The following is a 20,896-nucleotide window of genomic DNA, read 5'->3' on the forward strand; positions in this document are numbered from 1 at the left end:
TCCATATTGAATTCGGGATATTCGATTCGAAAAGTGCTCAGGCGCTTTTGCCATGCCCCAAATAGCGGTTCCAGCTTTCCGCGATTGATTGCCGCGCGTCCTCGAATTGCTGACGCAGCGCGCCGTAGGTTTCCGCTCCGCAGGCCTTGGCCAGAGCGCGCGCCGCACTTGCCGGAGGAACCGCGCCGCCAGGTGCGAGAAGGCGGCCCGCCACAAGCATTCGCGTCATGAGATCATACGCCGCTGCAAATGCCGGTGTCAGCAAATCCGCCTCGACCAGGCTGGGAATTGCGATACCCAGATCCGGATCGAACGCATCCGGATGTGCGCGAGCTAAGGTTTCTCCTCCGCGCAGCTGGAGAAAGTGGATGACGAACTCCGCATCGACCAGCCCGCCGCGCAGCAGCTTCACATCGAGCGGGCCGCCGGGAGTCTTGTGCTCCGCCATCTCGGCACGCATGTTCGCCACCGCCTCTCGAAGCGCCTCTTCATCACGCTCCTTTCGGATTACCGCCTTCACGATCGCTTCGAGATTTCCCCGCGCATGATCAGACCCTGCGAGCACGCGCGACCGGGCGAGGGCCATATGCTCCCAAGTCCAGGCTGTCTGCTGCTGATATTTGGCAAACGCTTCGCAGCTGACCGCCAGCGGGCCCTGCGCGCCCTGCGGTCTCAGCCGGGTGTCGACTTCATAAAGCGCGCCCTGCGCCGTTGGCACGGACAACGCCGCGCTTACGCGGCTCGCCAGCCGGTTGAAATAGTGCGTCGCGCCGAGTGACCTTTTCCCATCCGATCGCGCGGAAAAATCGCCAGTGAACAGGTAGATGATGTCGAGATCGGAGGCATGCGTAAGCGCGCCTCCGCCCAGCCGGCCGAGGCCAAGGACGAGCAACTCGCCGCCTTCGATCCGGCCATGCGTTCGGGCAAATTCGATCTCCGTTTCACGCATAGCGAGCTTCAAGGCCGCCTCGGCCGTGCGCGACAGAGCGGCCCCGATGTCGAGCGGATCGGCCATACCCTCGATCAGCTGGACACCGAGTGCGAACCGGATTTCACCCGTGATCACGCGGATTGCATCGAGCAGCGCCTCGTAATCGTCACGCTGCGCAGCGCCCTCAATGCGCCACATGATGTCTTCGATCGAACCGGGCAGATCGAGCGCCTCCTGATCCAGCAGAACGTCGAGCAGTTCTGGACGCCGCGCCAGTTCATCGGACAGGGTCGGCGTCAAGGTCAGCGTCGCGACCAGCCGGTCCAGTAGGTCGGGCCGCGCATCGAGCAAGCGGAACAGCGTGATCGCAGACGAGGCCCCTTCGAGCACACCCTCCCATCGCACGATCGCCCGCTCGGGATCATCGCTGGCCGCGACAGCATTGAGCAAGCGCGGTAGCATGCTGTCAAAAGCCGCAAGCGCCTGTGCCGACCGCAGCGACTGAAACCTGCCGTCGCGCCACCTTTCGATCCGCTCGGCAAGCTTTTTAGGGTCCGGGAGCGAGCTCGATGCAAGCCGGCCTACCAATTCGCTCGGAACTGTTACCCGCACTCCTTCACGCGGGGAATCGCCGATCAGCCTTTCGTAAATGGCGCCTGTTCGCTCGGTCAGAGCGTCGAGCTCACGGACCAAGGCTGCGCCCGATGGGAGGCCGTCCAGCCGCGCCACATGATCCAGTGCATCGCCATCGGGCAGCATATGCGTCTGGCGATCGTTCACCATTTGCAAACGGTGCTCGATCTCCCGCAGCCGATCATACCCCTCGCCCAGCGTCGCTGCGTCTTCGGGATCGATCCGGCTGGCAGCCGCGAGCGCGTCAAGCGCAGCGCGAGTGCCGCGCACGCGCAGGCTCACATCGCGTCCACCATGGATCAACTGATGTGTCTGAGCATAGAATTCGATCTCGCGGATACCGCCGCGCCCGCGCTTCACATCGAAACCGGGACCCGGACGCACCGGCCCGGTGTAGCTCTCGCGGATACGCCGGGTCAGCTCGCGTATCTCCTCAATCGCTCCGAAGTCGAGCGCACTGCGCCAGATGAACGGCTTGATCTCGCCGAGAAACCGTGTGCCCGCCGCGACATCACCCGCCGCAGCGCGAGCACGGATGAAAGCGGCGCGTTCCCATGCGAGCGCCTGCCCCTGGTAATGGGATAATGCCGATCCATAAGGGACCGCCATCGGGCTGATTTCACTCGCAGGTCGCAGCCTCAGGTCGACCCTCAGGACATATCCTTCGGCGGTGTTTTCGCTGAGCAGTTTGACGATCCGTCGCGCATAACGCTGCGCGGCATCGCCGGGATCATCGCTGTCTCTGCGGCGCAATGACTCCGGCTCGTACAGCAGGATCGGATCGATATCGGACGAGTAGTTCAGCTCGTGCGCACCCTGTTTTCCCAGTGCCAAGGCGATGAAGCCCGACACATCGGGATCGCCCGTGCGATCCGTTATTGCGGCCCGAATGGCGCGGTCGAGCGCGCGGTCCGCAAAATCGGACAGCTCACCGACAGTGCGAGAAAGCGGCAGCGCGCCCGCGAGGTCTGCGATTGCGACACTCGCGGCCAACGCCAGTCGTTCTCGCCGCAAACCGATGCCGACATCCTCATGAACGCCTCTGTTGCGTGCGTATTCCAGCGCCGCGTCGAATTCGCCTGCGGCAAGCACAGCGCGAAGGTCCGGCTCTTTCTCCAGCGCGCGCCCAAGGAAAGGCGCATGCGCCTCGGCGCGCGTGATCGCGTCTTTCCAGTCTGCCCCGCCCATACCGCTCATACCCGCTTCTCTTGCAGTGACCCCCGCGCTCTGCAAGAGAAGCGCGCATCAATTTGCCATGGGCAATGGACGAGAGGACGAACTCAGATGATGAAACGCGCAATTGGTCTAGGCGGCCTTGTTGCAGGCGCGCTCGCATTGGCGGGCTGCGACAGCATGATGGCTGGTAGCACTGACGGCATGGACGGGATGGACATTCCCGAAGTGGAGCCGGTCGAGATTTCCGAAGACACGATGAAGGACATCACTCGCACTTTGTCGAGCGACGAATTCGAAGGGCGCATGCCGGGCACCGAAGGCGAGACCAAAACGGTCGCGCTGCTGACGGAACGGTTCGAAGCCGCTGGATTGCAGCCGGGCAATGGCGACAGCTGGGTACAGGAAGTGCCGCTGGTGGAGATTACCGGCAAGAACTTCGCCCCGCTCACGATCACCAATGGCGAAACCGATCTGGTCTACGATTTTGGGGCTGAATGGGTGGGGGTCACCTATCGCGAGGATGCCAGCACGCAGCTTGCTAACAGCGAAATGGTGTTTGTCGGATACGGCATCAACGCGCCTGAGAGAGGCTGGAACGATTATGAAGGCGTCGACGTCACCGGCAAGACCGTAGTGATCCTCGTCAACGATCCTGACTGGCAGAGCGTCGATCTTGAAGGGCCGTTCAATGGCCGCGCGATGACGTTCTATGGCCGCTGGACCTACAAGTATGAAGAAGCTGCGCGTCAGGGTGCAGCGGGTGCAATCATCGTCCACGATACCGAGCCGGCGAGCTATGGCTGGAACGTGGTGGAAAGCAGCTGGTCTGGCCCGCAAGCTTACCCTCAATATGGCGAAAACCCGCCGCCGCGTACCACCATGAATGGCTGGGTCCAGAAAGAGGTCGCGCGAGAAATCCTCGCCGCCGCCGGACAGGATCTTGACGAGCTTTCGGTCGCAGCGAAGACAGGCGAGTTCCAGGCCGTTGAACTGGGCCTTTCCGCATCGACCAGCTTTGAAAGCGACATTCGCACATTTGCCTCGCAGAACGTGATCGGCATCCTGCCAGGCAGCGAAGCGCCTGATGAGTATGTCATCCACACCGCGCACTGGGATCACCTTGGCCGCTGCAAACCAGCGCCTGATGGCGATGACATCTGCAACGGCGCGGTCGACAATGCCACCGGCACCGCTGCACTGGTTGCCTTGGCCGAAGCGCACGCAAAGGCTGGCGCGCCCAAGCGCAGCCTGGTGTTCCTGGCGGTAACGGCCGAGGAATCGGGCCTGTTGGGCGCGTATTACTACGCATCCAACCCAATCTTCCCGCTCGATCAGACGGTCGGCGGCATCAACATGGACGCATTTCAGGTGGCCGGTCCAGCCAATGATGTAACCGTAGTGGGACCGGGCAAATCGCAGCTTGATGCGTTTCTGATCGCGGCTCTGGACTCCGATGGCCGCGCGCTGACGCCAAACCCCAATCCCGAGGCCGGGTATTATTATCGCTCCGACCACTTTGCCTTCGCCAAACAGGGCGTTCCGATGCTCTACATCGACGGTGGCGAGGATCTGGTCGATGGCGGCCGCGATGCTGGCGCTGCAGTAGCCAAGGATTACACCGAAAACCGCTATCATGGTCCGAAAGACGAGTTCAACGAAGAATGGGACTGGTCGGGCGTGATGGGTGACTTGCAGCTTTATTACCGGATCGGTCGCAGCATCGCGCAGAGCACGAGCTGGCCGAACTGGAACGACGGCGACGAGTTCCGGGCTATCCGCGATGAAAGCTGCGCCAGCGCCGAAACCGGTTGCTGATAACGCGTCAATAACAGACGGAAGCCGGTCTATGGCCAATACCCTGATGCCCCCCGAATGGGCGCCGCAGGATTGGCTGTGGATCGGCTTTCCGCATCTGACCGATGAATGGCCAGGATATCTGGAAGCCGCTCAGAGGCAAATCGCAGCCTTTGCGAACGCGGTTGCAGAAAGCGGTCAGGAGGTACGCCTGCTGGTCCGTGACGAAGCCAATGCAGCAATCGCAGCGAAGCTTGTGAGTGACCAGGTCACCCTCGAAAGTCGCGTCTACGGCGATATCTGGCTACGCGACACGGGGCCGCTGATCGTCAGTGAGAACGGCAAGCGAGCAGCCCGCCGGTTCGGCTTCAATGGTTGGGGCGAAAAGTACGAAATGCCCGGCGACAAGACGGTCGGCGCTGAACTCGCGCACGACGCCGGTGTGCCGGTGCAAACCTCACCCATGATCCTTGAAGGAGGCGCGATCGACGGCGACGGAACGGGTCTTGCCGCGACGACCGAGCAATGCCTGCTCAACCCGAACCGCAACCCGCACATGGACCGCCGGAGCATCGAGGCCGAGCTTGCCCAAACGCTCGGGTTCGACAGAGTGTTATGGCTGGGCGACGGGCTCATCAACGATCACACCGATGGCCATGTCGACAACCTGGCGCGGTTCGTCGCGCCGAACCGCCTGGTCGTGCCATCGCCATCAGACGCCGACGATCCGAATGGCGGAATCTACGCCGATACAGCGCATCGAGCAAAGCAGTTCGGGATTGACGTCGTACGCATACCGTCGCCAGGACTGGTCGAACGCGATGGCCAGATCGAACCGGCAAGCTATGTGAATTTCGCGATCACATCGAACCTGGTTGTCGTCCCTACCTTCGGCTCGAAACATGATGCAGACGGTGTAGCAGCCATTGGTGCGCTGTTTGCGGACCGGGACACGATTGGCCTGCCTGCAGATGCCGTGCTCGCAGGCGGCGGTGGGTTTCATTGCGCAAGCCAGCAAATGCCTTGGCTTCCTGCGTGAATTAACTTCGCATTAGGATTTGACCGCGAGAATTGCGATCGATGCCAAAGATCGCTGCCCTTTCTAAAACCGCCATGGATGCGGCGCGCACGCGCAAGCTGGACATCCTTAGCAGTGCCATTGTGCTCGGATGCGGTCTTGCGCTGATCCTGGCAGGGAAACCCCTTCCGATATAAGCGCGTTGCGGCTGACGCCGTAACCGAACCTTGCTCGCTCCCGAACCTGATTGTGAAAAACAGTCGATGCGGGGGTGACCATGATCAGAATTTTGTTTGCGTTGTTGACCGGGCTTGCGGCGGTGGCGGTCGCCTCTTCGACCTTTGTCGTTGCCGAAAACGCACAGATCGACCGTTCGCCCGCGGGCGGCGAGCCCGTGCTCATCGAACTGTTCACCAGCCAGGGCTGTTCGTCGTGCCCTCCGGCGGACAGGCTGGCAAAGCGGCTCGAACGCGAATCGGGGCTGGTCGTTATCTCCAAGCCTGTCGATTACTGGGACCGTCTTGGCTGGAAAGACACTCTCGCCAGTCCCGAGAATTCGGCGCTTCAGCGCGCTTATGCGAGACGCGGGCTCTCAGGTTATAACGGCGTATACACCCCGCAATCGGTGGTGGCCGGTGCGTTTGGAACAGTCGGATCGGACGAACGCGAGATTCGTGCATTCGTCAGAACCGCGGTGCAGCAACAATCCACCGCGATACGCGTACGCGGAAATTATGAGACCGGGTATGCCATCGGGATTGCGGGTCGCGCAAATGCCAACGGGGAATTGGTCCTTGTGGGCGTCGAAACCAGCCCGACAGTGACGATCGAGCGCGGCGAAAACCGTGGTAGGGGCATCACCTACACCAATGTTCTGGTCGGCGAGCGCGTCATCGCGAATTGGGCTGGCGGCAAAGCAAGCCGCGTGATCCGACCCGCCGAACTCGCGATGCCGAGAGCGGATCGGTATGCTCTTGTACTCCGTGAAAGAGCTGGCGGCACCGTTCTCGCAGCGCAATGGCTTTGACCGCTAGATCAGCTTGACGAGCGCAGCGATGGCCGCCGCGCCAAGAACTGTGCCGACGAAACTCCGCCAAAGCCGGTCGCTGACTTTGCCGAAAGCAAGACTCCCGATCCAATTGCCGAACAAGACCAGCGGGAACAGCGCCAGCCCCAACGCTACGGTCTTGCCTTCCAAGACGCCGATTGCCGTGCCCGATCCAATGCCCGCAATTGCCGCAATGCCGAAGATCCCGATCATCGAAGCCTTGGCCGTGATGCGAGGAATATCGCGTCCGACATAGTAGGGTACGACCGGTGGGCCGGGCATGGCGGCGAAGCCGGTCAGAAGCCCTGCGGACAAACCGACAGCAGCGGTGGTCCCCGCTTTGGGCTGCGCGGCGCCTCTTCTCGGAAGCAGAATAGCGACAAACGCCGATAGCGCCACGAGTGCAATCAAGAAGCGTGCGACGTCCTGCGGCGTGGCGGCGAGCAGCATCAATCCCGGCGCAGTGCCGACAACGACAAGCGCGCTAATCATCACGGCGCTCCTTTCGGCCTCGCGCAAGATCAGGCGGATCTCGGTCAGCGCCAGCAGGCCCGCCATGATGTTGATGGCGAGCACTGCCTCGACCGGGGAAAGCGCGAGCGCGAGGATCGGAACCAGCAGGATGCCAAAGCCAAATCCCGTCAGTCCGCGGATGAATGCGGCACCCAAAGTTGCTGCGACGGCAACTGCGATCTGCGCCGCGCTGAACCCCGCGAGGAAGTCCAAGCGTCAGTCCCGCAGGTCAGGCGGGGTCGCCGCTTCGCTCAACATCGAAACGGCCTCGTCGAGCGTCAGGACCCGTTGTTCTTTTTCGCCCAGCGTCCGCATAGTTACCTTGCCCTCTTCCGCCTCGCGTTTGCCCACAACGAGAATGTGCGGAACCTTGGCGAGGGAGTGTTCGCGGACCTTGTAGTTGATCTTTTCGTTGCGAAGATCGCTTTTCACGCGAAGACCGGCGCCGGTCAGCTTCGCCTCGACTTCTCCCGCATAGTCATCGATGTCGGACACGATCGGTGCAACAACAGCCTGAACCGGCGATAGCCACGCCGGCAAGCGGCCGGCATAGTGTTCGATCAGAATTCCGATGAAGCGCTCATACGAACCGAAGATTGCGCGGTGCAACATCACCGGGCGGTGCTTGCCGCCATCCTCGCCAACATAGGTCGCGTCGAGCCGATCCGGCAACACGCGATCCGACTGGATCGTGCCGACCTGCCAGGTCCGGCCGATTGCATCGGTCAGGTGCCATTCGAGCTTGGGTGCATAGAACGCGCCTTCGCCGGGCAATTCTTCCCAGCCATATTCTTCGTTATCCATGCCGGCCTCTGCCACGGCATCGCGCAATTCCTGCTCGGCCTTGTCCCAGTCGGCATCCGACCCGAACCGTTTTTCCGGACGGGTGGCGAGCTTCACGTGGTAGCTGAAGCCAAAATCACGGTACACTTGGTCGGCAAGCTTGCAGAACCTGCGGACCTCTTCGACCACCTGATCCTCAGTGCAGAAAATGTGCGCATCGTCCTGCGTGAACTGACGCACCCGCATCAGACCGTGGAGCGCGCCGTGCGGTTCGTTGCGGTGGCAGCAGCCCATTTCCCCAAGCCGGATCGGCAGGTCGCGATAGGATGTAATGCCCTGCTTGAATACGAGCACATGCGCCGGACAGTTCATCGGCTTTATCGCCATCCAGTCGGCATCGCTTTCAACGGTCGGCTTTGCCGCACCATCACTGTCATCGTCGACTTCCGGAACCATGTCGGGCACGGCAAACATGTTCTCCGCATATTTGCCCCAATGGCCCGATTGCTCCCACTGGCGCACGTCCATCAATTGCGGCGTCTTGATCTCGCGGTAGTCCGCCGCGTCCATCTTGCGGCGCATGTAGGCTTCAAGCTCGCGCCAGATCCGATAGCCCTTCGGGTGCCAGAATACCGATCCGTGCGCCTCTTCCTGCAAGTGGAAGAGATCCATCTCCCGCCCGAGCTTTCGGTGGTCGCGCTTGGCCGCCTCCCCCAGCCGCATGAGATGCTGGTTCAATTGCTTCTTGTTGAGCCAGCCCGTTCCGTAAATGCGGGTCAGCTGGGCATTCTTCTGATCACCGCGCCAATAGGCTCCGGCGACGCGCATCAGCTTGAACGCCTGCGGGTCGAGCTTCCCGGTGGAGGGAAGGTGCGGGCCGCGGCACATGTCGAGCCAGTCTTCGCCCGACCAGTACACCGTCAGCTCTTCGTTCTCGGGCAATTCTTTCGCCCATTCCGCCTTGAAACTCTCGCCTTCTGACTCCCATTTCTCGATCAGCTGCTCGCGCGTCCACGCCTCGCGCACAAGCGGTTTGTCAGCTTTGATAATCTCGCGCATTTTCTCCTCGATATCGGGGAGGTCTTCCATGCTGAACGGAGCGCGATCCGCGGGCGCTTTCACATCGTAGTAAAAGCCGTCATCTGTCGCCGGACCGAACGTGATTTGCGTGCCGGGATAGAGCGCCTGCACCGCTTCGGCGAGGACGTGCGCATAATCATGCCGCGCCAGCTCGAGCGCCTCGGCCTCGTCTTTCGAGGTGATCAGCGCAAGTTCGCTATCGCCTTCGAACGGGCGGCCAAGGTCGCGCACCTCGCCGTTGACGCGGGCGGCCAGCGCAGCTTTCGCAAGTCCCGGCCCGATCGCCGCAGCAACGTCAGCGGGCGTACTCCCTCGCTCCATTTCGCGCACAGATCCATCCGGCAAGCTGATCTTGAGCAGTTCGGTCATTCGTTTCGTCCGTCTTATTTGTCCGCGCCCATGACACAGCCATGAGCGCGCTAGAAAAGCGGTGCCTAGGGAAAACCGTTTTTTCGGGAAGCTGGCACCGGCGCCGCCCGAAATCGAAAAATCGGGGCGCGGCGTGTGGCTGGATCAGACCAACAGCAACCGGCCCCGGAAAACCGGGGTGGTGGTAGTGGTGGTGGTTGTCACACGGTTGGCCATGTCTTGCGAGATAGCGATGCGCAGCACGGTTGTCACCCACCTAGAGCAAGTGGGTCAGGCCACGGAAAGTACGCGCTCCATTATGGAAAGGGAGCTTGACAATAGCGCGAATCAATGACAAGTATGCTTTCCATAAATGAAAGGGAGCTTGTCTTATGACTGTTCGAGTGAAGGCGCTGCTCTGGGCAGCGATCATCATCATAGCCGCGCTGGTTTCGGTATCGCTTGGGCTGAATGACAATGCGTCGTTCGGTATCACGGCCGGTTTATCGAGTGCCGCCTGTGCATCGCTGTATACTGGCAGGAACTGTCTCCAATGAATGCCGAAGCGCAAAAATCCGCCGGATTTCTAGGGCGGGGACCGGTGTTCTGGATGGCCATGTTCGTTGTCAGTATCGCGGCGCTCGCCACACTGAAATTGACGGGAGCAATAGAGGGGCCAGCCTTGCTGATACTCGGTCTGGCATCCATGGGATTGATGGTTCCTGCCGTCTTGGCCGGAGAAAGGCGGGGCTGCGCCAGCCAAGCGATGGTGAAATACAATCGCAGGATATTGATCGCATCGTTCGGCTACGTGCTTGGCCTCGGCATCGCGATGGCGGTCTGGAACACTTACCAGCCGTCCGGCCCGGTCGTGTTTTTTCTTGCCCTGTTACCAACCCTGCCGACATTCATGATGATCTGGGCCATGGGCCGCTACCTGATCGACGAAGACGACAAATATCTCAGGTTTCGCACAGTGCAGGCCGCTTTGATCAGCCTTGGTTTCGTGTTGGCCATCGGAATTTTCTGGGGCTTCCTAGAGACGTTCGAACTCGTTCCGCACATCTGGGCATGGTGGGTTCTGCCCGTCTGGGCAATCGGCCTGGGCGTAGCGCAGCTCGTGATGAAGGTGCGTGGCGGATGAAACGTCGTTTTCAAGCATCGCGAACACCGCAGATGACGGTGATGCAGCTTCCGGAGTGTTACCTATGAATAAGAATATCGGACGTCTCGACTGGTTCTTCATCTTGCCGCTGTTTGCGTCGGCAACCATGATTGCGGAAATCGATGGCCCGCGGGAATCGGTCACTACCATCACCCAATTCACACAGGGCGCGATCCTCGTGCCCGCAACACTTGTCATCGCCATGGCAGTCGCCGCAGGATCGGCGATCGATCGGCGCTGCAGCGAAGAGTACATGTATCAGGTACTGGCGAATTCCGCTTTGGTTGCGGTGGGGACCACGATGCTGGTTAACCTGTTCTGGGTGATCGGTATGAAGGCCTTCGACCTTCCCGACATGTCAGCAGAAAACATGGTCGGGGTCACCGTACTTGCGTTGGTTCTGAGCTATTACTGGTTCCGCTGGCGGGGCATCGCGCGGTGAAAAATCGCCTGAAAGTGCTGCGCGCAGAGCGCGACTGGAGCCAGCAGGACCTCGCGGATCGCCTCTCGGTCAGCCGCCAGAGCGTCAACGCGATCGAGAAGGGGCGCTATGACCCCTCACTTCCGCTGGCGTTCACCATCTCGGAAGTCTTCGGCCTGCCGATCGAGGAAATCTTCAGTCGCGATTGACCACGTTCCAGAAGCAAAAAGAGCCCGCACCGAGGTGCAGGCCCTTTTCCATTAACTTTGATGCGGGTCAGGCAGCCGTCGGCTGCGGGATGCTCGCGACGGGTGCGGTTTTAGCCGCCGGTTTTGGCATCTTATCGTCCGATTTGCCGAAAAACTTCTTTGCGGCGTATCCGCCCACGCCAAGAGCGATCATGGCAGGGATGCTCATCCGGCTGAGAACGAAGGGAACGGCCGCCCCGATCATGGCGCCGGTTGGACCGCCAATACTCTTTGTCTGCTGCGCAACTTTGCCGCCAACTGCGGCTCCAATAATTTTACCAAGCATTTCAATCTCCTTTGTTGCTTACCCAACGAAAGAAGAAGTCCTAAGTTCCGACAATCCGTCTTGTCGCGCAGCACACTTCGCCGCGATGACAGGGGAAACAGCCAAGAATTGATGCGTCAGATCGACAGACTGCGCGACCCGGCCTCGCTCGATATCCGCTTGATGCCCGCAAGCCGCGTAGAACGCGTCTTGATGGTATCGACGAAGCGAAACTCGTTCGTCGCTCGCTCCGGCGTCAGCTCGACCGACATATATCCGCGCTGCGCAGTGTCGGCCCACTTGAGCTGATCGTTGGCAGCGACGGCGGCGGTGGCGAAATCCTGTGGCGGGATCGCGCTCAGATTGGTTTCCAGGCCCGGTGAGCTTACCCCCGGCACCCCGAATTCGATGCCGACTTTGGCTCCCTCGTGGTCCAGTTCGAACGCCCAGCCATTGTGGGTGTCCCCGGCAAGCACCAGCAGATTGGCATCAGCTTCAAGCGAAGATGCAAGCGCTCTTGCCCGCGCTGCAGGATAGCCATCCCACGCATCCATATTGGCAGGCAGGCCGATCTGGCTCGCCAGCGCAGCCGCCAGTAATCGGGTGCGGATAAACTCGGGCATCTCGCTGCTGATCGCGCTGACGATGCTTGGTGGGGTCTTGAGATTGCCCATCAAAACCTGCTGGGCGAGAATTTGCCATGTCGCGCCGCGCGCCTTCGACGCGGCCAGTTGCTCGGCGAGCCATTGCTCCTGCGCTGCGCCAAGCAATTGCCGGTCCGGGTCGGCCCAATCCCCGTCGCGGAAATTCACCAGCGCCGCTGCTGCGGCATCGGCGTCGCTCGAACCGGACAGTATCGTGGCGAGGCTGAACTGCTCCTCGCGCCCTTCAAGACGCGTGTCGAGCCGGAGCAGGGTCGCGAGATCGCCAATGTCATACGCAGCATAGGGCTCGTCCGAGACCGGCATCCATTCGCGGTAGGCCCGCTTTCCGGCCGCCTTGCGCGCTTCCCACTCACCTTCGGTTTCGCTCTGGTGATTTTGCGCGCCGTCTTTCCAGCTGTCGTTGGCGGTTTCGTGATCATCCCAGACAGCTATCATCGGCATGACCTGATGGAGTCGCTTTAAATCGGGATCGGCCCGATACGTGGCGTAGCGCAGCCGGTAATCGGTCAGCGCAACGATCTCGGTGTCGGGATGGAGCGCGCGCAGAGCGTGAGCCTGTTCCTGCGAAGGGTAAGTGCCCGCGCCGTATTCATAGATGTAGTCGCCCAGATGCACGGCGAGGTCGCAGTCGTTCGCTTCGGCAGCATGACCATAGGCATTGAAATACCCGAAGCCGAAATTCGAGCACGAGAATACAGCGAGCTTGAACGAGCCGGTTGGCCCCTGCGGCAGCGTGCGGGTGCGCCCGGTGTCGGACATTGTGCCGTCGGGCGCGGTAAAGCGATAGAAATACCAGGTATCGGGGCTCAATCCGTTTGCAATGGTCTTGGCACACCAATCGCGATTCGGAGAGGCAGTCGCGCTCCCTTCGGATACGACCCGAGCGAATTCAACGTCCTCTGCGACCTGCCATTCCACCATCGTTTCCGCTTCGGCAACGTAACGCGTCCAGAGCAGGACGTTGTCCGCATGGGGCTCGCCGCTCGCAACCGAATGCGTGAAGCCGCTGCCGAAACTGCGCGCCGCGAGCGGAACCGTTCCGAGCGCAGCGGACGCACCGGCGAGCCGAAACAGGTTTCTGCGAGAAAGGTCTGTGGGGCTGCGGGCGGGCAAGTGCGCGGAATCGTTTTTGATCATAAGGCGACATTAGGCATCAAGCGCGTCTTGGCAATGACAAGACTTGCGCCCGCGCGCGTCCAGCGGGCAAGAGGGTTTGCATGTTCGATATCAAGCATCACGAAATGCCCGGCGGAACGCGGATCGCGTATCGGTACATCAAGGGTGATGGCCCGGCTCTTGTCTTCCTGCCCGGATACATGTCCGACATGGCAGGCGGAAAAGCGACCGCCCTGTTCGATGAAGCACGCGCACAGGGTCGGGCCTGTCTGCTGCTCGACTATTCCGGTTGCGGCGAAAGCGGTGGTGACTTCGCCGACGGAACCTTGTCGAAATGGCGCGACGAGGTGCTGGCTCTGATCGAGCAGCATACCGTCATGCCGATCTTGCTGGTCGGCTCGTCAATGGGCGGGTGGCTGATGCTGCTCGTTGCCGAGAAGCTGGGCGACCGGCTCGCGGGAATGATCGGCATCGCCGCAGCGCCGGATTTCACGCGCTGGGGGTATTCCGAAAGCCAGTGCGCAGAACTGGCTGCGGGCGAGATAATCTACGAAGACAATCCTTACGGACCCGATCCAACTCCGACGCATCCGGGGTTCTACGCCGATGCCGCGCATCACATGCGGCTCGAGGCAGTCATCTCGGTTTCATGCCCTGTCAAGCTGCTGCATGGCCAGCGCGATGCGGATGTACCTTGGCAGACGAGCCTGAAACTCGCGGAGGAGCTGCGTTCGGATGCGGTACAGGTGACGCTGGTTAAGGACGGCGACCACAGGCTCTCACGCGAAAGCGACATTGCTTTGCTCAAAAGCCTCGTCGCCAGCTTTTACTGACGGAACTGTCCAACGTGTCCATGATCCTCGCCTTCTTGATCCAGGTCGGTCCCAATCCGGCCGCAAACGACAATCTCGGCCTCCCCGACGAACTCTTGAACCGCCCTCCGCGCGAGTCGTCGATCACGGCACCTCAAAATCCGACGACAGCGTGGCTGGAAGATTGTCTGGACCAGCTTGCTGAAGACCCGGCGCGTGCGCATTCGAAGGCGCAGATCAGGCTGACCGAGACTAGCGGGCCCGACCGGATCATCGCCAATCATTGCCTCGGCCTTGCAGCGACCGAGCTCGGCCTGTGGGACGATGCGCGCGGCGCATTCATCTCGGCTCGCGACGAAACTCCGGTGGACGAACCGCGGACCAAGGCCCGGTTCGGCCTGATGGCAGGCAACGCCGCGCTCGGCGGAGGCGATCAAGAGGCCGCGCTGCTCTTGCTCCAGACCGCACAGCGTAATGCTCAGGAAGCGGCCTCGGCCACGTTGGAGGCGCTGGCGGCGATGGATGTGGCACGTGTACTCGTCGCGCTCGGACGCCCGCACGATGCCTTCGTCCCGCTTTCGCGCGCGACCCTGTTGGAGCCCGAAAAAGCCGAACCATGGCTCCTGACCGCGACGCTGTATCGCCGGCTCGAGCGATTGGACGACGCACAGGAGGCGATCGAAGAAGCGGCGCGGCTCGCGCCTCTGGAGGGTGCGATCGGGCTGGAGGCAGGGTTGATCGCAGTGCTGTCGGGCCGTGAGGATGCCGCGCGGCAAAGCTGGCAATCGGTCGTCGATACCCAGCCGGATAGCCCTGCCGCGCAGACCGCGCAGAGCTATCTCGAGCAGCTCGGGCCACCATCCGGACCGAGCCTGGCCCCCAAGCCATGACCGCTTTCTCGGTTCTCGATCTGGTCCCCGTTCGCGAAGGCGGCACCCTGAGCGAAGCGTTCGCAGCCAGCGTCGAGCTGGCACAAGCAGCGGAGCAGCTCGGCTGCAAACGGTTCTGGGTCGCGGAACACCATGCGATGGAAGGAATCGCAGGCGGGGCGACCTCGGTGGTGCTCGCTCATATCGGTAACGCAACCAGCACAATACGGATTGGGTCGGGCGGTATCATGCTGCCCAATCACACGCCGTTCCAGATAGCTGAGCAATTCGGTACGTTGGACGCATTGTTTCCGGGCCGGATCGACCTCGGGCTGGGCCGCGCACCGGGTGCAGGACCGGAACTGCAGCGCGCGCTGCGCAAGGATTTGCACCAGGCCTCCGAGTACTTCCCGCACGATGTCGTGGAACTGCGGGCGCTGCTGACCGGCGATATCGAACTGCCAGTCACCGCGACGCCCGGCCTTGGCGCGAAGGTCGAATTGTGGATGCTGGGGTCAAGCCTGTTCGGAGCGCAGCTCGCGGCCAAACTCGGCCTGCCCTACGCATTTGCAGCGCATTTTGCGCCGGACCATCTGGATGCCGCGCTGGACCTTTATCGCCGCGATTTCCAGCCGTCCGATGCCCTCGCAGAGCCCTATGTGAGCGTTGCGATGAATGTGTTTGCCGCGGACAGCAAAGACGCCGCCGATACGCTTGCCTCGAGCCAGCAGCAAAGCTTTGTCGCATTGCGCTCGGGCAAGCCCGGCAAGCTGCCACCGCCCATAAAAGGATACGCCGCCACATTGCCCGCGCCGCACCGCGCAATGCTCGACAATCTCAGTCAAGCCGCTGCGGTCGGGACGCCGCGGGAGGTCAGCGATGCTGTGCACGCTTTCGTGAAACGAACCGGGGCCGACGAGATCATCCTCTGCGGTTCGACTTTCGATCCCAAAGCCCGGATCCGGTCGCTGCAACTGACCATGCAAGGTCTGGCCGAGACTGCCGATGGGGGTTTGGCAGCGAGCCGTTGATGCAGCGCACGGACCCGGGACGTGGGCACCGAGAGCGGCGGAGTTGCCCATACAGAGGGCCGGAGCACTCGCCGCATATCCCTTATAGACAGTGAGCCCCGATCCCGGGCGCTGCTTGCATAAAAAATTCTGTGAGCGCAGAGCGGACGGCGATCATCGTGCTTGCGCCGCCCCGTCCAAAGCGAGTATCGCGAACAGGATAAGAATAAACCGGCATAATTATATTACCCGGAGCAGGAATATGGTGGCGAAGCCCAAGCGGAAGTCCCCGGCGGCGCGTTCTGGCGAGACCGCGTTGCACAAGACTCTCAAAAAGCACCTCAAGGCGGCAATCCTGCCGAGCGACGATGAGCTCGAGGGCGAACAGCTCAGCGAGACCACCGAATTCCTTCTGTCCGCAGCCGAGTCGCGTCAGCCCGCTCGTTCAGCCTTGAAGCTTGAATCCGCAACAGGGGAGCGTCGCCGCCTTCGTATTGCCATCGTCAATGACGACATGCCATTTCTGGTCGACTCCATCGCCGCGACGATTGCCGCGCAGGGACTGAGCATCGACCGCCTTGTCCACCCGGTCATTGGAGTGGAGCGCGATCAGACCGGCGACCTCGTGAAATTTGCCGATACTAAAGCGGACGCAACAGCGAGTGAGTCGCTGATCTACATTGAGACGCCGAGAGTCGATGCGCGTCAACGCCGCGAATTGGTCAACCAGCTCCGCATCACGCTCGGCGATGTTCGCGCCGCAGTGGGCGACTGGCGGAAGGTGCAAAAAGCGAACAAGGCCGATGCCGACCTGATCCGCTCGTCCGATCCGGAGGCAGCTGCGCTACTCGATTGGCTCAACACCGGCATGCTCACCCAGCTCGGTCACATAACTCTGCACCGCGACGGCAGCGAAACCGATATTCTCGGCATCTGCCGCCAGAGCGCGCGCCAGCTGCTCGCTGAAAGCTCTTACGACCGAGCATTCGAATGGTTCGACAATCACAAATCCGATGCGGAGCTGCGCGAACTGCTGGTGATAAAGTCCAACCGGCTGTCTACGGTGCACCGGCGCGTGCCGCTCGACCTGTTCGTGGTTCCGGTGCGTGACAGCAAGGGTAAGGTGACAGCGCTTTCCATCCACGCGGGCGTCTGGACCAGCGCGGCGCTCGCCTCTCCGCCAAGCGAAGTGCCGGTCCTGAGAGCCGCGCTCAAATCTCTGAACAAGGACCTCGGCTTCGATCCTGGCGGCCATGCGGGCAAAGCGCTGATCCATGCCTTTACGGCCCTTCCGCATGACGTTCTGATCGCCTTTAGCGACGACGACATCCGCACCCTCGCGACCGCGATGATGAGCCTGGTCGACAGGCCGCGCCCAAGACTGGTGATGATCCAATCACCCTTGGGACGGCACCTGTTCGCATTTGTTTGGCTGCCGCGCGACATGCTTTCGACCGATGTCCGCCAGCAGATCGAAAGTCTGCTCGTCATGGCACCGGGAACCGAGGTGCTCGACTGGACCTTGGAAGTGGAAGGCGGCGCGCTCGCGATGCTGCAATACCTTCTCGATATTCGCAGCGCCGAAGCGCTGCCGGACGCCGAAGCGATCGAATCGCAGCTCGAGGACATGCTTCGCGGATGGAGCAACGCGGTGGAAAGCCATCTCGCGGAGATCGACGATGCGTCGCGCTCCGCAGCGATTGCCGGCCGATATGCGAACGCGTTTCCGCCGATGTTCCGCACCCTTTACGGACCAGTCGAGGCCGCTGCCGACATCGTTCGTCTGCGCGCCCTTGGAAGTCGGGAGAGCGAAGCGCGCGATGCTCGCCTTTACCGCCTGCCAAGCGATCCGTCAGACAGTCTCCGTTTGAAAGTCTACCATATCGGCGGCGAGCTGGCGCTTTCTGATGCCGTCCCGGCGCTTGAGAATTTCGGTTTCCGGGTGATCGGCGAAACGGCGACGCGGCTGGAAGCCGGCGCTCTCGGCACTGTCCACGATTTCACGTTACGCCTCCTGCCGGGTGACGAGGCCGACGCGATCCTGGACCGGGCGACCGCCATCGAGGCCGCGGTCGCCGAAGTGCTGAATGGCGGGGCCGAAGACGATGCGTTCAACCGGCTTGTCGTAGGTACCGCGCTCGCTGCGCGAGACACCGGCTGGCTTCGCGCCATTTATCGCTATTTGCGGCAGACCGGGGTGAGTTTCACGATCTACACGGTCGTCGATGCGCTGGGCCGTGCACCCAGCGTGACCCGAGCCTTGATCGATCTGTTCACAGCTCGGCACGATCCCGATTTCGGCGGCGACCGGGCTGGTGCTATCGAAGCAGCCGAAAGCGCGTTCGCAAAGGGCCTTGCCAAGGTTTCGGCGATCAATGACGATCGCTTGCTGCGCCTTTATCGCGCGGTCATCGACGCGGTCCTGCGAACCAATGCCTTCGCGCCAGCCGCAGCCGAAGCGCTCGCCTTCAAGATCGATTCCAGTCTCGTTCCCAATCTGCCGAAGCCGGTGCCGTGGCGAGAGATTTTCGTATATTCCCGCCGCGTCGAAGGTATCCATCTGCGCTCGGGGGCTATCGCGCGTGGCGGGCTGCGCTGGTCCGACCGGCGCGATGATTTCCGCACCGAAATCCTCGGCCTGATGAAAGCGCAGCGGGTGAAGAACGCCGTGATCGTGCCAACCGGGGCGAAGGGCGGTTTCTATCCGAAGGAATTGCCCTCTCCCGCGATCGACCGCGAAGGCTGGGCCACTGAAGGTCAGGCCAGCTACGAGGTCTTCATCCGGACTTTGCTGTCCGTGACGGACAACATCGTCGATGGCAAAGTCGTCCATCCCGATAAGGTAGCAATCCACGACAGTGAAGACCCCTATTTTGTGGTCGCTGCCGACAAAGGGACAGCCCGTTTTTCCGACGTTGCGAACGCAATCGCGGAATCGAAGGATTTCTGGCTCGACGATGCTTTCGCCAGCGGCGGATCGAATGGCTACGATCACAAGGCAATGGGCATCACCGCTCGCGGTGCATGGGTTTCAGTCCAGCGCCATTTCCTTGAAATGGGCATCAATGTTCAGAAGGACAGCGTGCGCGTTGCCGGTTGCGGCGACATGTCCGGCGATGTCTTCGGGAACGGAATGCTGCTATCGAAGGCAATCAAGCTGATTGCGGCTTTCGATCACCGTCATATTTTCATCGATCCCGATCCCGATCCGGCCGCAAGCTGGAAAGAACGCAAACGCCTCTACGACCTGCCGCGATCGAGCTGGGAGGATTACAATCCCGATCTGATCTCGCGCGGCGGCGGCGTCTATTCGCGCGATCTCAAACGGATCAAGCTGCCAAAAAAAGCGCGCGAGATGTTGGGTGTCGAGGAGAAGGAAATCGAACCGGATGCGCTGGTCAGCGCGATCCTGAAAGCCGAACTGGACCTCATCTGGTTCGGCGGCATCGGCACTTACATCAAGGCTGAGACTGAAAGTCATATCGCGGTCGGCGATCCCGCAAACGATGCGCTGCGCGTCGATGCGCGCGATGTGCAGGCCAAGGTGATAGGCGAAGGCGCGAATCTGGGCATAACGCAGGCTGGGCGCATCATGTTCGCGCTTGGCGGCGGGCGGATCAACACCGACTTCATCGACAATTCGGCCGGTGTCGATTGCTCCGATAACGAAGTGAACATCAAGATCGCACTCGCCGCGGCGACCCGCGACGATAAGCTGACCGAAAAGAAGCGCAACTCGCTGCTCGCCAAGATGACGGACGAAGTTGCCCATATCGTGCTCGAAGACAACCGGCTGCAGGCGCTGGCCCTCTCGATTGCGGAAGCAGGTGGGCCCGATGCGACCGCATCCTATGTTCGGCTGATCGAACAGTTGGAAGACACCGGTGATCTCGACCGGCGGACGGAAGGCCTTGCCGATGGAGAGGCGCTGAGCCGCCGCGCTGCAGACGGCCGGGGGCTGACACGCCCCGAGCTCGCAGTGCTCCTGTCATCGGCCAAGCTGGTGTTGCAGGATGCGATCGAGGCGAGCGGCCTGCCGGATGATCCCATCCTCGAAGACTCGCTGATCGCGTTGTTCCCGCAGCCGATGCGCATCACTTTCGCCGATCAGATCCGCGATCACCGGCTACGCCGCGAGCTTGTCGCGACCGACCTTTCGAACCGCATGGTCAACCGGCTGGGCCTTGTCCATGCATTCGAACTGGCGGAGGAAGAGGGTGTTGGATTGGCCGATGTCGCAGCCGCCTTCGTCGTGGTCGAAAGGCTGTTCGGATTGCCCGATCTCTGGGACGATCTCGACAATGCCGCGATGAGCGAAGACGCACGCTTGATCCTGTTCGACCGCCTTGCGGCATCGGTCGGAAACCTCATGTCGGACGTCCTTCGGACTTCCGCCGGACAGATCGAGGCCGGCGAAATGATCACAAACCTCGCGGGGGGCGTGGCGACTTTGACTACCGCGCGCGAAACACTGCTTTCGGCGGCAAACCGGGAGCGATCTGACAAATTGCGCAAGTACTTCACCGACAATGGCGCGCCCGAAGCCTTGGCCGTCAGGGTCGCGAATCTGTTCGATTACGACGGAGCCGTCGGGCTGGCGCAATTGGCTCGCAAAACGGAAATCGACCCGGAGAAACTTACCCTCGCTTTCACCGATATCGGCGAGCGGATCGGCCTGGACTGGGCGCAAGGTACGGCAGCGCATATGTCCCCATCGGACATCTGGGAGCGTCTTTTGGTCGATGGCTTGGCGCGCGATTTCCAGCATATGCGGCTGGAATTCCTTAAACGCTTGATGCGGCGCAAGACGGGCAAGATCGATCCTCAAGGCACCATTGCAGAATGGGCGGATCGTAACGAAGCCGCTGTCCAGCAATTCCGCCGGATGGTGATCCGCGCACAGGAACGTCCACCGGTCGCTCCTGCGGTTCTTGCGCAAATCGCGAGTCAGGCCCGCAATCTTCTGGAACGCTGAACACGTTTTCGCGGCTTGACGCGAAG

15 protein-coding genes are annotated in these 20,896 nt (G+C 61.4%); 10 read left to right on the plus strand and 5 right to left on the minus strand.

What is annotated here, in order from left to right; all coding sequences use genetic code 11:
• Positions 1 to 37: 37 nt before the first annotated feature.
• A complete protein-coding gene (gene glnE / locus KCG45_RS04375; protein ID WP_369410732.1) occupies positions 38 to 2,761 on the minus strand; it encodes a bifunctional [glutamate--ammonia ligase]-adenylyl-L-tyrosine phosphorylase/[glutamate--ammonia-ligase] adenylyltransferase in 2,724 nt (907 codons plus the stop codon).
• A gap of 87 nt (positions 2,762 to 2,848) precedes the next feature.
• Between glnE and KCG45_RS04380 the strand changes: the two genes are divergently transcribed.
• The 3 genes from KCG45_RS04380 to KCG45_RS04390 all read left to right on the plus strand — a co-directional run bounded on the left by KCG45_RS04380 (position 2,849) and on the right by KCG45_RS04390 (position 6,579).
• Positions 2,849 to 4,555 carry a M28 family metallopeptidase gene (locus KCG45_RS04380; RefSeq protein WP_439648902.1) on the plus strand — a complete coding sequence of 569 codons (1,707 nt, stop codon included), beginning with the start codon at positions 2,849 to 2,851 and terminating at the stop codon, positions 4,553 to 4,555.
• A 31-nt stretch (positions 4,556 to 4,586) separates the two neighbouring features.
• The gene (locus KCG45_RS04385; protein WP_255547946.1) at positions 4,587 to 5,573 is read left to right on the plus strand and encodes an agmatine deiminase family protein; all 987 of its coding nucleotides are present in this window, start codon (positions 4,587 to 4,589) and stop codon (positions 5,571 to 5,573) included.
• Positions 5,574 to 5,829: 256 nt separating this feature from the next.
• Positions 5,830 to 6,579 carry a DUF1223 domain-containing protein gene (locus KCG45_RS04390; RefSeq protein WP_218315865.1) on the plus strand — a complete coding sequence of 250 codons (750 nt, stop codon included), beginning with the start codon at positions 5,830 to 5,832 and terminating at the stop codon, positions 6,577 to 6,579.
• A 3-nt stretch (positions 6,580 to 6,582) separates the two neighbouring features.
• On the opposite strand, the gene KCG45_RS04395 is transcribed toward KCG45_RS04390, so the two are convergent.
• On the minus strand, positions 6,583 to 7,326 hold the full coding sequence (locus KCG45_RS04395; protein ID WP_218315866.1) for a sulfite exporter TauE/SafE family protein: 744 nt from the start codon (positions 7,324 to 7,326) through the stop codon (positions 6,583 to 6,585).
• A gap of 3 nt (positions 7,327 to 7,329) precedes the next feature.
• Entirely contained in the window at positions 7,330 to 9,345 is a 2,016-nt protein-coding gene (thrS, locus tag KCG45_RS04400) for a threonine--tRNA ligase (protein WP_218315867.1), read from the minus strand.
• A 532-nt stretch (positions 9,346 to 9,877) separates the two neighbouring features.
• On the opposite strand from thrS, the gene KCG45_RS04405 reads away from it, so the two are divergent.
• From KCG45_RS04405 to KCG45_RS04415, 3 genes are all read left to right on the plus strand, one after another.
• Positions 9,878 to 10,468 carry a hypothetical protein gene (locus KCG45_RS04405; RefSeq protein ID WP_218315868.1) on the plus strand — a complete coding sequence of 197 codons (591 nt, stop codon included), beginning with the start codon at positions 9,878 to 9,880 and terminating at the stop codon, positions 10,466 to 10,468.
• A gap of 64 nt (positions 10,469 to 10,532) precedes the next feature.
• Entirely contained in the window at positions 10,533 to 10,931 is a 399-nt protein-coding gene (locus tag KCG45_RS04410) for a hypothetical protein (RefSeq protein WP_218315869.1), read from the plus strand.
• On the plus strand, positions 10,928 to 11,119 hold the full coding sequence (locus tag KCG45_RS04415) for a helix-turn-helix transcriptional regulator (protein ID WP_218315870.1): 192 nt from the start codon (positions 10,928 to 10,930) through the stop codon (positions 11,117 to 11,119). Before KCG45_RS04410 ends, KCG45_RS04415 begins: the two co-directional genes overlap by 4 nt.
• A gap of 67 nt (positions 11,120 to 11,186) precedes the next feature.
• Here the strand turns inward: KCG45_RS04415 and KCG45_RS04420 are convergent, their stop codons facing one another.
• The gene (locus tag KCG45_RS04420; protein WP_218315871.1) at positions 11,187 to 11,444 is read right to left on the minus strand and encodes a hypothetical protein; all 258 of its coding nucleotides are present in this window, start codon (positions 11,442 to 11,444) and stop codon (positions 11,187 to 11,189) included.
• A gap of 116 nt (positions 11,445 to 11,560) precedes the next feature.
• A complete protein-coding gene (locus KCG45_RS04425; RefSeq protein ID WP_218315872.1) occupies positions 11,561 to 13,225 on the minus strand; it encodes an alkaline phosphatase D family protein in 1,665 nt (554 codons plus the stop codon).
• A gap of 80 nt (positions 13,226 to 13,305) precedes the next feature.
• Between KCG45_RS04425 and KCG45_RS04430 the strand changes: the two genes are divergently transcribed.
• From KCG45_RS04430 to KCG45_RS04445, 4 genes are all read left to right on the plus strand, one after another.
• The gene (locus tag KCG45_RS04430) at positions 13,306 to 14,037 is read left to right on the plus strand and encodes an alpha/beta fold hydrolase (RefSeq protein WP_218315873.1); all 732 of its coding nucleotides are present in this window, start codon (positions 13,306 to 13,308) and stop codon (positions 14,035 to 14,037) included.
• A gap of 20 nt (positions 14,038 to 14,057) precedes the next feature.
• Positions 14,058 to 14,906, plus strand: a complete 849-nt coding sequence (locus tag KCG45_RS04435) for a tetratricopeptide repeat protein (RefSeq protein WP_255548027.1) — start codon at positions 14,058 to 14,060, stop codon at positions 14,904 to 14,906.
• On the plus strand, positions 14,903 to 15,916 hold the full coding sequence (locus tag KCG45_RS04440) for an LLM class flavin-dependent oxidoreductase (RefSeq protein WP_218315874.1): 1,014 nt from the start codon (positions 14,903 to 14,905) through the stop codon (positions 15,914 to 15,916). The genes KCG45_RS04435 and KCG45_RS04440 overlap by 4 nt, the downstream gene beginning before the upstream one ends.
• A gap of 241 nt (positions 15,917 to 16,157) precedes the next feature.
• Positions 16,158 to 20,870 (plus strand): NAD-glutamate dehydrogenase domain-containing protein, encoded by a 4,713-nt coding sequence (locus KCG45_RS04445; RefSeq protein WP_218315875.1) that lies wholly within the window; start codon positions 16,158 to 16,160, stop codon positions 20,868 to 20,870.
• Positions 20,871 to 20,896 lie beyond the last annotated feature (26 nt).

Source organism: Erythrobacter ani (assembly GCF_019204025.1).
Taxonomy (GTDB): Bacteria; Pseudomonadota; Alphaproteobacteria; order Sphingomonadales; family Sphingomonadaceae; genus Erythrobacter; species Erythrobacter ani.

Coding starts and splice junctions, on each gene's coding strand:
- glnE (WP_369410732.1), bottom strand. CDS start 2,761: ATGAGCGGTATGGGCGGGGCAGACTGGAAAGACGCGATCACGCGCGCC.
- KCG45_RS04380 (WP_439648902.1), top strand. CDS start 2,849: ATGATGAAACGCGCAATTGGTCTAGGCGGCCTTGTTGCAGGCGCGCTC.
- KCG45_RS04385 (WP_255547946.1), top strand. CDS start 4,587: ATGGCCAATACCCTGATGCCCCCCGAATGGGCGCCGCAGGATTGGCTG.
- KCG45_RS04390 (WP_218315865.1), top strand. CDS start 5,830: ATGATCAGAATTTTGTTTGCGTTGTTGACCGGGCTTGCGGCGGTGGCG.
- thrS (WP_218315867.1), bottom strand. CDS start 9,345: ATGACCGAACTGCTCAAGATCAGCTTGCCGGATGGATCTGTGCGCGAA.
- KCG45_RS04405 (WP_218315868.1), top strand. CDS start 9,878: ATGAATGCCGAAGCGCAAAAATCCGCCGGATTTCTAGGGCGGGGACCG.
- KCG45_RS04410 (WP_218315869.1), top strand. CDS start 10,533: ATGAATAAGAATATCGGACGTCTCGACTGGTTCTTCATCTTGCCGCTG.
- KCG45_RS04420 (WP_218315871.1), bottom strand. CDS start 11,444: ATGCTTGGTAAAATTATTGGAGCCGCAGTTGGCGGCAAAGTTGCGCAG.
- KCG45_RS04425 (WP_218315872.1), bottom strand. CDS start 13,225: ATGATCAAAAACGATTCCGCGCACTTGCCCGCCCGCAGCCCCACAGAC.
- KCG45_RS04430 (WP_218315873.1), top strand. CDS start 13,306: ATGTTCGATATCAAGCATCACGAAATGCCCGGCGGAACGCGGATCGCG.
- KCG45_RS04435 (WP_255548027.1), top strand. CDS start 14,058: ATGATCCTCGCCTTCTTGATCCAGGTCGGTCCCAATCCGGCCGCAAAC.
- KCG45_RS04440 (WP_218315874.1), top strand. CDS start 14,903: ATGACCGCTTTCTCGGTTCTCGATCTGGTCCCCGTTCGCGAAGGCGGC.
- KCG45_RS04445 (WP_218315875.1), top strand. CDS start 16,158: ATGGTGGCGAAGCCCAAGCGGAAGTCCCCGGCGGCGCGTTCTGGCGAG.